Source organism: Pseudoalteromonas sp. Z9A5 (assembly GCF_011378875.1).
Lineage (GTDB): Bacteria > Pseudomonadota > Gammaproteobacteria > Enterobacterales > Alteromonadaceae > Pseudoalteromonas.
Window position 1 is genome coordinate 50,483 of sequence record NZ_WTLC01000022.1, and the last position, 16,693, is coordinate 67,175.

At 34.3% G+C, this 16,693-nt stretch carries 13 protein-coding genes; 9 read left to right on the plus strand and 4 right to left on the minus strand.

The features are described 5' to 3' along the window. The first annotated feature begins 9 nt into the window (after positions 1-9). Complete coding sequence (locus GQR56_RS12575) at positions 10-1,443, plus strand: hypothetical protein (protein WP_166111964.1); 1,434 nt, start codon at positions 10-12, stop codon at positions 1,441-1,443. 61 nt (positions 1,444-1,504) lie between these two features. Next, complete coding sequence (locus GQR56_RS12580; protein ID WP_166111967.1) at positions 1,505-2,611, plus strand: acyltransferase; 1,107 nt, start codon at positions 1,505-1,507, stop codon at positions 2,609-2,611. Positions 2,612-3,044: 433 nt separating this feature from the next. Here the strand turns inward: GQR56_RS12580 and GQR56_RS12585 are convergent, their stop codons facing one another. From GQR56_RS12585 to GQR56_RS12600, 4 genes are all read right to left on the minus strand, one after another. After that, positions 3,045-4,325 (minus strand): O-antigen ligase family protein, encoded by a 1,281-nt coding sequence (locus GQR56_RS12585; protein WP_166111970.1) that lies wholly within the window; start codon positions 4,323-4,325, stop codon positions 3,045-3,047. Then, positions 4,312-5,037 carry a WecB/TagA/CpsF family glycosyltransferase gene (locus tag GQR56_RS12590; RefSeq protein WP_166111973.1) on the minus strand — a complete coding sequence of 242 codons (726 nt, stop codon included), beginning with the start codon at positions 5,035-5,037 and terminating at the stop codon, positions 4,312-4,314. The genes GQR56_RS12585 and GQR56_RS12590 overlap by 14 nt, the downstream gene beginning before the upstream one ends. A 144-nt stretch (positions 5,038-5,181) precedes the next feature. After that, a complete protein-coding gene (locus GQR56_RS12595; protein ID WP_166111976.1) occupies positions 5,182-6,012 on the minus strand; it encodes a glycosyltransferase in 831 nt (276 codons plus the stop codon). Further along, positions 6,012-6,917, minus strand: a complete 906-nt coding sequence (locus tag GQR56_RS12600; protein WP_166111979.1) for a Wzz/FepE/Etk N-terminal domain-containing protein — start codon at positions 6,915-6,917, stop codon at positions 6,012-6,014. The genes GQR56_RS12595 and GQR56_RS12600 overlap by 1 nt, the downstream gene beginning before the upstream one ends. A 508-nt stretch (positions 6,918-7,425) precedes the next feature. On the opposite strand from GQR56_RS12600, the gene wecA (GQR56_RS12605) reads away from it, so the two are divergent. From wecA (GQR56_RS12605) to GQR56_RS12635, 7 genes are all read left to right on the plus strand, one after another. Continuing rightward, positions 7,426-8,499: a UDP-N-acetylglucosamine--undecaprenyl-phosphate N-acetylglucosaminephosphotransferase gene (gene wecA, locus GQR56_RS12605; RefSeq protein ID WP_166111982.1), complete on the plus strand. Its 1,074-nt coding sequence runs from the start codon at positions 7,426-7,428 to the stop codon at positions 8,497-8,499. 292 nt (positions 8,500-8,791) lie between these two features. Continuing rightward, on the plus strand, positions 8,792-9,871 hold the full coding sequence (wecA, locus tag GQR56_RS12610) for a UDP-N-acetylglucosamine--undecaprenyl-phosphate N-acetylglucosaminephosphotransferase (protein ID WP_166111985.1): 1,080 nt from the start codon (positions 8,792-8,794) through the stop codon (positions 9,869-9,871). A 218-nt stretch (positions 9,872-10,089) separates the two neighbouring features. Next, on the plus strand, positions 10,090-11,283 hold the full coding sequence (locus GQR56_RS12615; protein ID WP_166111988.1) for a glycosyltransferase: 1,194 nt from the start codon (positions 10,090-10,092) through the stop codon (positions 11,281-11,283). A 647-nt stretch (positions 11,284-11,930) separates the two neighbouring features. Continuing rightward, a complete protein-coding gene (rfaH, locus tag GQR56_RS12620; RefSeq protein WP_166111990.1) occupies positions 11,931-12,416 on the plus strand; it encodes a transcription/translation regulatory transformer protein RfaH in 486 nt (161 codons plus the stop codon). 414 nt (positions 12,417-12,830) lie between these two features. After that, entirely contained in the window at positions 12,831-13,946 is a 1,116-nt protein-coding gene (locus GQR56_RS12625; RefSeq protein ID WP_166111993.1) for a polysaccharide export protein, read from the plus strand. 13 nt (positions 13,947-13,959) lie between these two features. Then, positions 13,960-14,394, plus strand: a complete 435-nt coding sequence (locus tag GQR56_RS12630) for a low molecular weight protein-tyrosine-phosphatase (RefSeq protein WP_166111996.1) — start codon at positions 13,960-13,962, stop codon at positions 14,392-14,394. Positions 14,395-14,409: 15 nt separating this feature from the next. Then, positions 14,410-16,641 carry a polysaccharide biosynthesis tyrosine autokinase gene (locus GQR56_RS12635; protein WP_166111999.1) on the plus strand — a complete coding sequence of 744 codons (2,232 nt, stop codon included), beginning with the start codon at positions 14,410-14,412 and terminating at the stop codon, positions 16,639-16,641. Positions 16,642-16,693 lie beyond the last annotated feature (52 nt).

The following is a 16,693-nucleotide window of genomic DNA, read 5'->3' on the forward strand; positions in this document are numbered from 1 at the left end:
GAATTTTAAATGCAAAAAACAACAATAGTCGATTGGCGTCACCAATTTATTATCACATCAAACGCTACACTTATTGACGAGCTTCCTCAAAATTGGAAATTGAATAGTGTAATAGGAACCAATATTGAGTGTAGATACCATGATTCGTTACCTATTAATAAAGTCATGCTATATGAAAAAGAGCTACTGGTTTTAGGGTGGGCTATTAACCTTAAAACAGGTCTGTTAATTAACGAAGATTGTAATTTAAGATGTAAAAAAACTGATTTAGCAGGGCGGTTTATTGCAGTAGATATAAGCGATATGAGCGTTTTTGGCGATCCCCTAATGTCTCAACCCGCAGTTTTTAATTCAAAGCTAAATGCAATTGCATCTACTCCTAATGTTATTGCATCTTTTTTTAATGAAAGCTTAGAGTTTGATGCAGATATAGATCAAAATTTGAATGAAAATTCAGGTGGTTTCTATCCATTTGGTATGACTCCTTACATACATTATCGTCGTCTTTTATGTAATCATGAATACAGTTTATTAAGTAAGAAGACCTGTCGCTTTTATAAATTTACTAAATTAGCAAACTTAAGTGACGAGCAGCACTTAGAAAAAATATCTCAATCAGTAAGCCAAGTAATGTCAGCTTATATCAATGAAGGTGACACACAAATAGCGCTCAGTGCAGGAAAAGAAACACGGTTTATGCTTGCCTGTTCACTAGAAAACAAACATAAATTAAGGTTTATGACTCGTTATGATTACGATCCAGGGTCAGAGCAGGACTTTATTACAGCTAAACACATAGCAAAAAAATTCAACTTAAATCATGTTGGCATTATAAAGTCACACTATAAGAGCTTATCAACTGTTGATAAAGAGAATTGGTTATCTCGTGTTGGCTATGCAGTTGCAGGTAACCCACTTAAAAGTTATAACCTGATAGATAGTGAAAAAAAAGACTTCTTCTCACTAACAGGGATTGGAGGTGAATTCATTCGTGGTTTTTACTGGAATGCATATAAATCCTATAAAACAAAATTAACCCCTGAGTTATTATTAAAAATTACAGCCTTACCACTAACTAAATCTTATATTCGAGAAGCAACTACTTATCTAGATAGTCTAGATAAAAAATTAAATGATTATGATATTTTAGACGTCTTTTATCTTGAAAATAGAGTCGCTGCTTTTAGCAGCCCACACAAGTATGGCTGTATTAATGGTATTAACTTTGTTACACCATTTTCGTCTCGGTGTTTTATAGAGCACGGTTTTAGTTTAAGTAAAAAAATAAAGGCAACGGATATGTCTTTAGTTAAAGTTATTAAAGCTAAATCTGAGTTTTTGGGGAGATTACCTTTTAATTTACCTATAAATATTTATGGCTGGTGTAAGCCTTATTATTTCAAAAAAATTATGCGGGCGCTCAAATCAAGAATACTAAAATAATGTTTTTGATTTTTCACGGGTATATTTACACCATTTAGCATTATTTTAGGAGTTAATTTTTATGTCTTCAGGCGGACCTAAATACGATATTGGTTATCTTGATTTTTTAAGGGGATGGCTGGCACTGCTGGTTTTTTTCCATCATGCTGCCATTTTGGGCGGTGGACCTGGTTTTTTATCGGGTGAGATAGGGCAAGAAGCTGTTAATGCTTTTATGTTAGCGTCTGGGTTCTTAATTTATTTTCAGTGCTCAATAAGTAAACTATACGGAGGTTTAGAAACAAAAAAAGGTTTAAAGAACTTTTTTATTCGAAGGTTTTTTAGAATTGCCCCCGCGTATTACATTTCGTTAATTATAGCATTACTACTCTCTACCTACTTAGGGCAAAGCCGCGAAGCCATAGCAGAAATATTACCTTATACTTCAACAGATATGGCTCGGTATTATATAGATGAGCCGATTAGAAGTTTCTTTTTGCACATCACTTTTGTTTTTGGCGTAATACCAGAATATGCATTTAGTACACCATTGCCAGATTGGAGTTTAGGCTTAGAGGCGCAGTTTTATTTTATTTTTCCGTTACTATTTATTTTTCTAAAAAAGAATTTTTTAATCTTTTTACCTATCTCACTCTGTGGAATGTTTGCTATTTGGTTTATTTCTAATCGCTTAGGTTTACATTTTTCTATGCCCAGTTATTTACCGCTTAAATTTCATAACTTCGCCGCAGGGATAGTACTTGCTTATTTAATGTTAAATACTCAAAGTGCTAAATATATTAAAGTATTTTTGATTTTAGTTGTTTTATTCTTTTTATATGTAGGTAATAAATCACTGACAATACCTTTGCTATTTATATTTTCTTATTGGTGGATATGTGTAGAAAAAAATAAAAACAAAAAAGCATTAAGTATTTTAAACTCGTTATTTAATCATAAATCGTCTAAATTTTTAGCAGAAATATCTTATTCACTTTATATAATCCATTTAGTGATTATGTTGCCATTCTTTGCTTTTTTTCTAAATTCGTTCGATTTAAGTTTTACTACATGGTTTATTAGTACTGCTATATTATTATTAATAACAATTGTATGTTCTTATTTTATGTACCGGTTTATTGAAATCCCAGGTATTAACTACGGTAAAAAACTAACTCAAAATAAATAATGTAGCGACCAAGGCTTAGTGCAACAGAGTTCTTGAATTAACGTAGTAACGATAAAAGTTTGCTCTAAGGTAAGGTATAGCGTTTTTTACAGAGGGGCTTTTCTGTAGGCACAGTAATTTATATTTGCTCTTAAAAACGCCAAGCTAATTCAATTTAAGATATTTGGTAAACAGTGGTTACTTCCTACAAATGCGTAATGGTATGTACTTTAAGTACGAAAACGCTGTTCTCGAAGCGCTTTCTTTAAAGTTTTTACTTATTTTTATGAACTCAAGTCAATATAATTATTTAGAGGAAGCAACCGTATCAACTAGGTTGTAAATTACGCACTGAAATTAAATTGTTTTTTAAGTGAATTTCAATCTAAAAAATTGAAAGCAGCAATATTTATATTTAATGATATTGCTGTTTTTGCAGTTAATACTAAAATATTTAGGGTGTTTTATTAGGCTGCGATTGTTGTTTTATCAATGAGTTTATATAGGCTGTTAAAGCAATTACAAAACATGACCATAATGCAGACCTATAGGCATCGATTGGTGTACCTGTAAAAGAATAAAGAGATGCGGCAAAAAATGTTATATGACAACCTACACTAAGTTGAAACATCTGAAAGTTTAGCAACCCTTTTCGGTATAGCTTATTTGCATTAATACAAACCATAAGAGAGTAAGTGTAAAAGCTACTAATCATGAGTATAAATGCGCACAATCCAAATAAGCCATATCGGAATAGGTAGTCAAGATACGTATTCTCAATAATAATCCCATCCAACGCTCTTGGTGAGCCTTTATACCAGTGATTAAGACCTTCGTGTAACGCTATTAACGTTTGCTTAGTACGTGTTGAGGTAGAGCCATCAAGTTTACCGTCCAGTATCAGCTCAGCAAAGCGGGTTACGTAATCAAGGTTAACCTCAAGATAAATAATCGCAGCCACAAATAGCACTAATAGAGTACACATACTAATAAGTATTTTACTCGCAATGCCCAGCCTTAATAACATAGACAAAAAAGTAAAATAAAAGGCGATTAAAACGGTTGCAAGGTAACCTGTTTTTGATTGAGATAAAAATATAGCTAAAAAGGCAAGAATAATAGATACAAAGGCAAAAAGTTTTCGCTTTCCAAAGAAAAACTCAATGATATAAATCGCTAAAAAAAAGCTTAAAAAGTAGCATGTTATATAAACCCACTCAAATGTACCTGGTGCCCTAAAGCCAAACCCTTCGTAAACTTTTTTAGAGTTAAATAACATTAGCGGAGCAATATCGCCTAAAATTATTTGTAATAAAATAAAAATAATTTGTAATACAAATATAATAGTTAATGCTTTTTTTATTTTACCGCTATTTGCATGGGTAAAATGCGTTGTTAAAAATGAATAAAAAAACACCACAAACGAAAATAATAAAAGCGGTTTAATTAAAACCGATACATGAAAAAATGAAAAATACTGCATGCTAAACAAAAAAGTAATCATCATTATAACGAGCGGGAATAAATAAATATAAGCTACACTAGGAACTTTAAGGGGGGTTTTCGTTGCTAAAGTAATGGTTAAAAAATAAATTACCATTATAACAAAGTACACTTTTTGAAGAGCATGATCATCAAGTGCAGGCACAATGTAAGTAGGCCAGTAGCACAACATAAAAATAGTAGATAATACTAAGAATTGAGCCGAGCTACTAAAGGTATTATTTTTTTGCAATTTTTTGCCTTAGCATTGCATATAAGTATGAAAAAATAAATTTTGGATATGCTTTTAAAACTCTATCGCGTACATGTTTATGCATTGCCATACGCTGTAACCAGCGTAATCCCATTTTTTTTATTAAAGGGTGATAGTAGTCAGCTTTAATTGACGTTTGCGTTAAAAAACCACCACAGGTTATTATTACAGCAGGCTTTAACAGTGTCTGCTTTAAATTAATAGAAAAGCGCTCCTGGTAGGGGGTTCCCATGCCAACTAAAACTATTTCAACCGCTAAAGCATTTAGCTCATTAACAACTATATCGTTATCTTCAATATAACCGTTTCGACTGTAGACTATATTTAAATTAGGATAATGTTGTTCTAATACTTTTATAGCTAAAATGTTTTCATTTTCGGTTGCACCAATAACGGCAACTCGTTTACATTCGGCCTCTGCTATCTTTAAAAAAGGAGCGGCTATTGAGCTGTAATCAAAACTTGCTCTTGTTATTTTATGTAAAAATAAATTATGTAATATACATAATAATGAGCCATCAGAAAAATAATAGTCAACCTCTTCAACCAGCACTGCCTCTTTAGCTACCTCATAATAAGAAAACGGATTTAAAAATGAGATTATCGTAGATTTATTGGCATTAAATGCAGCTTGTTGAGTGTCGATAAAGTCTGCACCCGACTTGATTTTTTTATTTAGTTGAGGGTTCATAATAAAGCTCTAGGTTTTGTATAGAGGTAGGCATTGCGAATAATAATAAATCTGCAATAGTCATTATTGTTATTTAAAAAACGAATAATCACTTTAAGCTAGGTTTAAATTTATTTTTCGGGGTGTCAATAAAATATACACCAGTTAGCGCCTAAGTAACTTTTTAATATTATGCATTAAAGAATACTTATAAATATCAGAGTCAGATTTTAGTAAAAGGTATAAAGGTACCCATCGGCCCATAATTATAGATTCCCAACAAGCCATTGCATTACGTTGTCTTTTACTCATTAGTGCTTCGTGTTTTTCAATAAACTGGCGAAACCCAATAAGCCTACTCGGTGATCGAGTAATACTTAACTGGCTTTGTTCTTCATATTGTAAATACGTTGATTTTGGGAGTTTATTACCTTTTCCGTGTGCTTTTAAAAACCGTACCCAAGTATCTGCATCTTGACGTGCTTTAAAATGTGGATCAAAGCCATTTATTGATTTTAAATCGGCAGTTTTACAAAACAACTGATTACCTACTTTATTTACGACGAGTATGTCATTAAACGTTAATTCGCCAATAAAGTAATGGTGAGCAACCTTACTTTGTCCTTTACACACAGTAACAGGTGTACAGAGGGCCGAATAGTTATTGCTCCAATTTTCTAAAAAGTATGATAATCGATTCGGTGTAAAAGCATCGTCATCATCAAGTCCAGTAATAAACTCACCTGATGCAGCCTCAATAGCTTTGTTTCTTGCTACGCAGGCTCCTTGAGCTATTTCATGATGAAATACAATAATCCGCTCATCAGTTAAAACTAAAGAATCTAAATAGTCAGCCGTAGCATCTTTTGAACCATCATTAACAATAATTAACTGCCAATTAGTATGGTCTTGTGCTTGCACACTATGAACTGCACGTTTTAAGTTATTAACACGATTGTGCGTGGGCATATATACAGTTATTAAAGGAGAATGCATTAGCGAGCTCTATAAAATCGAATTAAACCTAAGAAGCAGCCAAACATACCCGCTAAAATAACACTTACCGCAACAATAAGAGCGCGCCTAGGTCCTGACTTTTCTTCAGGGACTAAAGCCGGATCAAGGGTAGTAAATATGTACTCACTTTTTATTTCTGTCAGCATTTTATTTTTAGTTTGTTCTTCAATTAAGCGATAAAAAACAGTTTTCATATCAGCAACATTTGTTTGAGTCAGTTTTTTGTTTAAATATTCAATGCTGTTATTGGCTTGTTCAATATCATAATTTTGCATTAACTGATTAATATCTTTAATTATATGTTCTACAATATATTGAGCAACGATCGGAGAAGGATGTTCGTAAGCCACGTTAATCAAGCCACCAGGAACCTTACTAATTATTAAATTGTCATTTAAGACCTTATAAGCAAGCCAATGTAAATTTTTATCTTCAGGTAATGTAAATGATTGAGTTTCACTATCGTATATATCGTCGTTGTACGTTATTTTATTGGTTTCTTTGTCCCAGCTTTCAATGGCAAGTATATTTACTAATAAGTCATGATTATTAATAAATTGATATAAAAAATCTTTTGTAAAAATTCTAGCTTGTGCTACTTCGGTCTTAAACCCCTTGTTATCTAAACCACCTAATCCAGCAAGTGACGCCAAGCCACCTAATTGAGATGAAACCTCACTGCCTTGACCTTGCAAGCTTTCAGTGGGTGCCAAAAGGGTTTCTGCTCGATATATATTTGGAGTATTAATTGCTATAAAAGCAGATGCGATAGCAGCAAAAAAACATAAAATAATAATATAAATTTTGAAAGACCATAATGAAGATATAACTTCACTTAGCTCTGGAGGAGGAAGATAATTATGGTGCGCTTCTTTATTAAGCATGTGTTTCAAAACCTTCTTAAATTAGTCTTAGGCTAAAAATCATCGAATTATACCTAACTTTTGGTAGGTTGCCAGTGGCAACTATGCTTATGGTTAATCGTGGCACTAAATGTATATTGGCATTTGTTTTTAAAAGGAGGTTTTATGATTGTTTTTATTGTTAAAAGTATTTTATTTAGGCACTGGTTCAGTTTTTATAAAAGCATGCATCCAACTACCCATTTTTAAGTGCAATGGCTTTATTGAATAGAGAGTACGTTAGCCCAATTTTAAAATTAAGTAGCATGCGTAATTATTTTAATCTTTGGGGTTGAGCTATAGTTGTTTTTTTGGGTCACATGTATTTACAATTTACATTAATTCTAACTGTTATTTTGTGTCATTATTAAACGGTGATTGTTATTTATAAATAATTTTTGTAAACAATAAAGTTTAGTATTTTGTTACTAAGCTGATAGTATTGGTTTGTCTAGATATTTTACTATACTGCATCGTACAGGGAGGAAGCGTGGAAATTTTTTTTGCAGTCATATCATCATTTTTATTGTCATTATGCGCAATTAGCGTACTCAGACCTTTTGCAGTAAAATTTGAGTTAGTTGATAAACCAAATGAACGAAAGCAGCATCTTGGTCATGTTCCATTAATTGGTGGCATCGCTGTTTTTTGTAGTGTTGTTATATCAAGCAGTATGTGGTTACCCGTAAATGTTGAGCTTGTGAGTTATTTATGTGCTGCAGGGTTAATGGTCGTATTGGGTGTTATGGACGACAAACATGACCTTAGCGTAAAATTTAGAGTTTTTTTCCAAATCATCATTGCTACATTTATGATTTTCACAATTGACGATTACATTGTTAGCTTAGGAAATTTATTTTTTATTGGAGAAATAAAGCTCGGCTATGTCGGATTACTTTTTACGTATATAGCAGTAGTTGCAATGATTAATGCTTTTAACATGGTAGATGGTATTGATGGTTTGCTGGGCGCAATGGCAATAAATACACTAGGCGCAATTGCATTTTTATTATTTATTAAAGGGCAAGAAAATCTATTTACGGTATTAATTATTGTCGCTTTAATTCCATACCTTATTTTTAATCTAGGCTTTTTTGGAACGCGTTACCGTAAAATATTTATGGGCGATGCTGGTAGTATGTTTATAGGCTTTACTGTTGTTTGGTTGTTGGTGAGCAACACGCAAGGAGCTAGTATCAGCTTTAGACCCGTCACTGCCTTATGGATTGTAGCAGTCCCCCTTATAGATATGGCAACAATAATAATTAGGCGTATTAAAAAAGGCCAATCTCCTTTTCATGCAGATAGAGAACATCTACACCATATATTCCTTCGTGCCGGTTTTTCATCCCGTTCAGCCTTGTGTATTATTTTTTGTTTAAGTGCCGTTTTTTCTACAATAGCAATTGTATCTGAGTGGTACGCAATACATGAATCAATTATGTTTGCAGGTTTTTTATGTGTATTTGGTGTTTATAGCTTTGTAATGTTACGTATTTGGCATGTGGTTAAGTTTGTTAGGCGTTTTCGTGTAAAGCTACGTAGACAAAAAAGGCGTGTATAATTAGTTTAAATAAAACCAAATAGCAAAAACTGTGTTTTAGCCCTTTAAAAACCATGTTAAGCAGGCGTTCAAATATATCCTTTGATAATGCTACAAATTTGGAGTGTTTATTGAGATATTTTTTAATAAATACAAATATAAGAGCACTTATACTCAATAAAGTAGCGTTCTAATTTTAAGATAATACCTAGCTTATATTTTGCCTTACTAAAACTCGTAGCTTAAGGTGGTCTTGATATTTAACTTACTTTATAATGCTCAGCTAACTTTAAGGTGTGGGTCGTCGTTAACAATGCTAGTTGATATTTTATTTTTTTTAGTAATTGCATTTTTGTTGACCTATTTACTTATATGGCTTGCAAAACCTATCGCTTCCAAGTGTGGATTAGTCGATCAGCCAAATCATAGAAAACTACACGAAGGCTCAATACCGTTAGTGGGTGGTGTGTGTGTGTTTGCAGGTATAAGTATAAGTACATTTATCCTTTTACCAACCTCAACAGATATACTTACGTATGTATTTTTATCGGGGTTAATGGTTTCTATAGGTGTTATTGATGACTACAAAGACCTACCTGTAAAACCTCGATTATTAGTACAAGTATCAATAGCTTTGGCAATGATATTTTTTGTAGATTATAAATTAGTATCTTTAGGTAACGTATTTTTTAATACACCAATAATGCTTGGTCATTTTTCGGTTATTTTTACCGTATTGGCTGTTGTTGGCTGCATAAATGCATTTAACATGGTAGATGGAATTGACGGTTTAGTTGGTTTGTTATCACTTATTGCATTTTCGGCTTTGGCTGTGCTTTTATTTAATGCAGGTTTAGTGTGGTACAAACTATGTGTATTTTTTGTAGGAGCAATAATTGCCTACTTAATGTTTAATTTAAGCTGGCCCATTAAAAAATATAAAAAAATATTTATGGGTGATGCGGGTAGCATGCTTGTTGGTTTTTCAATTATTTGGTTATTGTGCATTGGTACTCAACCATCGTCAGAAGCGTTAGCTCCCGTAACCGCTTTATGGATTGTAGCAGTACCATTGATTGATATGGCAGCAATAATGATTAGAAGGATATGCAAAGGAGAATCCCCATTTAAGCCTGATAGAGAGCACTTGCATCATATTTTTATGAGGGCTGGCGCAACACCTAAGCAAACATTATTAATTATTTCAGCTATATCATTATGCATGACCCTAACAGGTATCTATTTAGAACAAGTTAGTGAAACCCTTAGTTTTATACTTTTCATAGTTGTTTTTTTAATCTATAGCTATTTAATTACGCACATCTGGAGAGTACTTACTTTTATAAAAAGAATTAAAAGTAAAGTGTTTAAACAACGTTCACTAAAACATTAATACAGCAAACACTTAATGTACAAATAATAGTCAAAGCTAATTTTTTTGTAAATCCTGAAAATAAAATGCAGTATTTATTTGTAGCGCATCCCACACGTTAACTGCCAAGTAAAATGGTTTTCTCATACATTATAAATTACGCTTTAACTGCTTCAGTTGCTTTTTTGGTAATATGACTTTGCCGAGTAATTAAAATTTTATTTGGCAAGGAAATAAAAATGAAAAAAAACAAAATACTATTTTTGGTTGATAAAATGGAAAATGGGGGCGCTGAGCGACAAATGCTAAAAATTGCTTCTCTATATAGCAATGAAAATACAATCGAAATTACATCGTTGTTTACTCCTACACAAAGTATGCTAAATAAAGTTAAAGCGCTAAATTTTGTATATATTCCACTTCAAACAAAAAGCTTTTCAGGCACTATTGGCAAAATACGCCAGTTGTTTGCGAGCTATAACGTATTAAAAAGTGTAATAAAAAATGGAAATTATTTCGCTGTATTTTCATTTTTAGAATGGAGCAACGTATTATCTATTTCGGCAATTAACAGCTGTAAAAAAACGCACCAAATAAAATCCTTTTTAAACGTAAGAAACTACCTATCAAATCAATATGGATCAAAAAGTGGTTTAAAGCTTTTTTTAGCAAAAAAAATATTAGCCTACCAATACAATCAAGCAAATTTAGTAATATGTAATTCCAATGCAATAAAGCAAGATCTTGTAAATAATTTTGATATTTCACACACCAATGTAAAGGTTATTTATAACAGCCTTAATTTACAAAAAATAACTGCCGACTCTCAATCAAATATAGAGCCAAAAGCCACAAATAATAACGATCTTACTTTTATTACCTGCGGGCGACTTGTTGATCAAAAGCAAGTGCATTCATTGTTACATTCGTTTCATAAATATAATTTAGTAACTAACCGTAACGACCAATTATTAATAATTGGTGATGGAGAGCACAAAGAATCGCTGACCAATATTATTAGTAAGCATAAAATTAATGCAACGTTATTAGGGAACCAAGATAACGTTGCAGCTTGGTTTTACAGAGCAGATTGTTTTTTATTAAACTCTTATTTTGAAGGGTTTCCTAATGTACTAGCTGAAGCTATAGCATTAGGTACCTATTCAATAGTTGCCGATTGCTTATCAGGACCCAGAGAAATAATGACCAACTTTGAGATCACCGACTACAGTTTAACGTTGCCAAGTGTGTATAAAACCCAATTAGGTGTTTTATATCAAAGCCAACAAAATACTAATGCGATAAATCCATACCTAGTAGAAGCACTACAGCAAAGTACAAAAAACATAAAGGCACATTCAAAAAGTAATATAAAAACACAGCTACATAACCCAGAGTTTGGTATTACGCCATGGCTAACCCTATTACAATAATGTTTACACTAGGGTCTGTTGATCTTTGCGGATTAAAATTTGTTCAAACTAGGGGCTATTTAATCGCGGCGCGAGATTTGTAACCTAGTGGGCTAAGTAAAAACCGAGCAACAAAGAGTAAATAGCCCCTAGGAAGAACCCTTTGGCAGCGCCTGTTTGGCATTAATGCTACGTTATCGCCCATTTATGGGGAATAACCACACTGCATAGGCTCTGCCTTGCCTAAATACCAAACAGACTGCTGTAAATTTAACCTTGAAAGATCAACAGACCCTAGCCTCTAAGCTGTAAATTTATAAAAGTAGCCAAAAGTTAATTAATTAGGGATTTACCTTTGAGTATTATAGGTTCCAACTTAAATAAAACTCAGTATTAAAGCACATTATTTTCTCGGTTTTTTGTTTTTTTAATCCCTAAAAATAGGTTAATAAAAAGTTATAATTTCTTTAACTCGTATTATATATCATATTAATTTACATACACTAAAACGTAAGTATTGCTTTAACGCGCTGTATAATTAAAAGTCAATTATGTAAGTGTGCATTCACTTAAAAACACTATTGCAGATTAGGATTTGGGTAAGTATAATATTGCGCTCGCTTAGTTTATGATTGCAAAATGTGCAATTAAAGTTGTGGAGGGGCAATATGAAAAATTGGTATTTAGTTGTATGTAAGCCCCAGCAAGAAGAAAGATCAAAAATTAATTTAACAAATCAAAATATTGAAGCTTTTTTTCCAATACTAACAACAAAAAAATTAGTAAAAGGTCGCTGTACAACTAAGCAAACAGCCTTATTTCCAAGCTATTTATTTGTATGCTTAGAATCACCCAATGAAAAGTTTTCTGCGGTAAAAAACACGCGAGGGATTGGTGGTTTTGTAGCATATGGATCAAGTTATCAAAAAGTCCCTGAAAATTTAATTAAAACACTAAAAAACGAACGTATGCATACCTCAGAATCACAGCTTCCAAAAACGGGTGATTCAGTGAGCGTAAATAACAACTCGTTTAATAATGTCGACGCTATTTATAAAGAGCCCGATGGAGACATGCGCAGTATTTTGTTAATTAAGCTACTTAATAAACAAATAGAAATGAGCATAAACAACAAAGAAATAAAAATAACGTAAATTAGCGAGAGTTAACCTTAAATGCCATAACAACGTCATATAAGGCTTAGTGAGTATTAATATTGGTAAAACATATCAGAACGTAGGAACTGCAACCTAAGGGCGGAAGCGTGCCAAAAGCAATAAAAGTACCTTTAATAGGCACTTGGTAAACCAGCTAAGCAGTAATTAACATTAAAGCTGATTAAATAGTTAGGCTTGGTTAGTAATAAAATAAAACAGTAAAAATAAATTTTTTTTACAAAATATTTAAGTTTTATTCAGAAGTTAAATATTTTTTACTCAAACATGTTTACAATGTACCTTCACCTTGCGATGGCAAGGTTGGCGTGTTTTAATTACCGCGCTAAAAAATGAGTACTCGCCAAGGTTGGTGGGCAGCACAATATTTAAATTTAAAATGGGACTTTAACCATGGCTCTTGGCTATAAATCACTTGCAATATCACTTACATTATTATCAATGACTGGCTGTACAATTATTCCTGGTAGCCACTTTGAAGGGATAGAAAGCGGTGAGCAAATAACTAACCTTGAGAAAAACCTCGATGAAGTAAATATTCAGATTATTGACCCATTATTAATTTATGAGCAAAAGCAGGCTCGTAAATCAGCTAAACCAATATCAAGCCTAATAGGTGTTGATACAAGTAAATACCAGTACAGATTAGGTGCTGGCGATGTATTAAGTATAGGCGTATGGGATCACCCAGAGTTAACAATACCAGCTGCAGTACAACGTACAGCAGAGTTTGATGGTTTTAGAGTTCAAAAAGACGGTACTATAACTTACGCATACGCGCCAAATATTCAAGCTGCTGGGCGTACAGTTAGCGAAGTGCGTAGTGAGCTAGTTAAGCGTTTAGGTCGTGTAATAGAAGACCCACAAGTAGATGTAAAAATAGTTGGATTTAAAAGCCAAAAAGCCTATGTAACAGGCGAAGTAAAACAACCAGGCGTATACCCAGTAAGCGAAATCCCACTTACATTAATTGACGCGCTTAACCAAGCCGGCGGATTAACCGAAGCAGCCGATTGGCGCACAGTTACTTTTACTCGTGGCGACAAAACAGAAGTAATTCAATTAGACGACTTTTACGCCAATGGCGATATTTCACAAAACCGCTTGTTACAGCATGGCGATATTGTGCATGTAAACCGTAACGACAAACAAAAAGTATTTGTATTGGGCGACATAAAAAAAGCAGGTTCGGTAATACTTAATCGTTATGGTTTAAACCTTGCTGAAGCATTAAGCGAAAGTGGTGGCTTAAACGAAAACACAGCCGATGCAAATGGTGTGTTTGTGCTGCGTAAACGTAACTTTGAAAAAACAGGCGTACTTGCCGACGTATATCAACTACACGCAAAAAATGCAGCCGCATTAGTATTAGCAGAGCAATTTGAGTTGCAACCACACGACATTGTTTATGTAACATCGGCACCGCTAGCACGTTGGAACCGTGTAATTAGCTTGTTATTACCATCTATCGCATCGGTAGACAGTGTTGACGATATTTCGGCTAACTAAAGGTTAATTAAATATGTTTGATTCTGTATTAGTAGTGTGTGCTGGCAATATTTGCCGAAGCCCAACTGCAGAGTATGTTTTAAAAAGTAAGCTGGAAGGTAAAAGCATTAAAGTATCATCGGCAGGGCTTACCGCACTAGAAGGTAAGCCGGCGGATGCTACAGCAAAACAAATTGCACAGCCTTACGGTATTAATATGGATGAGCATAAAGGACGCCAACTTTCATCGCAATTAGTAGCTCAAAACAGTGTTATTTTAGTAATGGAACAACGACATTTAAATGATCTACACGCGCGCTACCCTGAGGCGCGCGGTAAAACATTTTTATTAGGAAAATGGATTAATAACGCCGAAATTCCGGATCCATATCGCCAAAGCCAAGAAGCATTTGAACACGTATACACTTTAATCGACAGCGCATGTAGCGCTTGGCAAAAATATTTATAAGGAACGGCAAAGTTAATGAATGCCCAGCCTACAAACAAAAACACAAATAACACAACACAACAAACACAAGAAATAGATTTAATGGCACTGCTAGGTGCCTTGATAGATCGCAAATATTTTATTGCAGCAATAACCGCTGCATTTATGTTTGTAGGGGTAGTGTATGCCGTATTTTCTACCCCAGTGTATCAAGCAACTGCAATGCTACAGGTTGAAGACGGAGGCGCCTCGGTTCCTGGTTTTGACGATATGGCAGGTATGTTTGAAAGTACATCGGCTGCGGTAACCGAAATAGAGCTACTAAAATCGCGTAGCATCATTGGCGAAGCCGTTGATTCATTAAAGCTTGATGTAACTGTTGAACCTAAACTATTTCCATTAATAGGCAGCCGATCGTTTCGTAAATTTACCCCACTGGAAGAAGGCGACCTAGCCGAGCCGAGCTTTTGGGCTAATAGTTATGCATGGGGCGGCGAAAGCATAAACGTATTTAGGTTTGACGTACCGCGCTCGGCAATAGATAAAACATTTACCTTAATAGCGCTCGAAAATAACAGCATTGCATTGTTAAACGAAAACGGCGATCAAATACAAACCGGTAAAGTAGGGCAAGAGCTAACAAACGGCGAGTTTACCTTAACCGTGCGCAGTTTAAATGCACGACCAGGTACTGAGTTTTTGTTAACCCGACAAGACCGCTTAAATACTATTTTAGATTTGCAAACCGCAATTAGCGCAAGCGAAAAAGGTAAAGACTCAGGTATTATTAATTTAAGTTTACAGCACACAATACCAAGTTATGCCGAAAAAGTACTCGACAAAGTAGCCGCTATTTATGTACGCCGTAATGTAGAGCGTAACAGTGCTGAGGCGCAAAAATCGCTAGAGTTTTTAGAGGTGCAATTACCCGAAATTAAAAAACAATTAGAATTTGCCGAGCAACGTTTTAATAATTACCAAATAAAGCGCCAATCAATAAATATTACATTAGAAACCCAAGGCGTGCTTGAGCAAGTAGTAAAGCTTGAAACCAAGCTACAAGAGCTAAATCTAAAACGCCTAGAGCTAGGGCGTAAGTTCAAAAAAAATCACCCAATGTATCAAGGTATTATTGAGCAAATATCGGCAGTCGAAAGCCAAAAAGCAGAGCTGGTAGGGCAAGTAGGCAGTTTACCCGAAACACAACAAGAGCTACTACGTTTAAAACGCGATGTAGAGGTAAGTAACGAAATTTACACTATGTTGTTAAGTAAAACGCAAGAGCTAGATATTGTTCGCGCAGGCACTGTGGGTAATGTGCGCTTAATAGATTACGCCGAGGTAAACACCAGTAAGCCAGTAAAACCTAAAAAAGCATTAATAGTAATAATGGCAACTATGCTGGGCGGCATGTTAGCGGTGGCGATTGTACTAGTACAAAAAGCGATAAATAAAGGCGTAGAAGATCCAAACGAAATAGAAGCCCTAGGCATACCTGTTTATGCAAGCGTACCGTACTCAGACAACCAAGATAAACTAACAAGCTTTACAAGCAAAGTGCGTAAAAATAAAGTAGTTAAACCAAAGTCGATATTAGCGTTAGACAACCCTGCCGACCTCGCAATCGAGGCTTTAAGAAGCTTACGCACCAGTTTACACTTTGCGATGATGGAAGCTAAAAATAATATTATTGCAATATCGGGCCCAAGCCCAGGTGTTGGTAAATCATTTATATCGGTTAACTTAGCATCGGTATTGGCACAAAGTGGTCAAAAAGTACTTATTATAGATGCTGATATGCGCAAAGGTTACTTACAAACCCAGTTTGGTATAGAAGCAAACGATGGTTTAAGTGATTACTTATCAGGTCGTTTAAATTTAAACCAAGTAACTAAACCAACAAAAGTAGAAGGGTTAAGCGTAATAACGCGCGGACAAATACCGCCAAACCCTTCTGAGTTATTAATGCACTCAAACTTTAGTAAATTGGTGGAAGAAGTAAGCGCCGCTTACGACATTGTAATTATAGATACGCCTCCAATATTAGCCGTAACCGACCCCGCTATTGTAAGTGCACATACAGGCACTACATTACTGGTAGCACGTTTTGGTCAAAACCACGTGCGCGAAATTGCATTAACGCGCGATCGGTTTGAGCAAAATGGCATAGACGTAAAAGGTCTTGTATTTAACGGGGTGCTTAAAAAAGCAAGTAATGCATATGGGTATTATGGCAACTATAACTACGAGTATAAAAGCGATAATTAATATTTATCGCTTTATTCATAGAGCCTATTAGGCGTTTTAAATAAAAACAAAC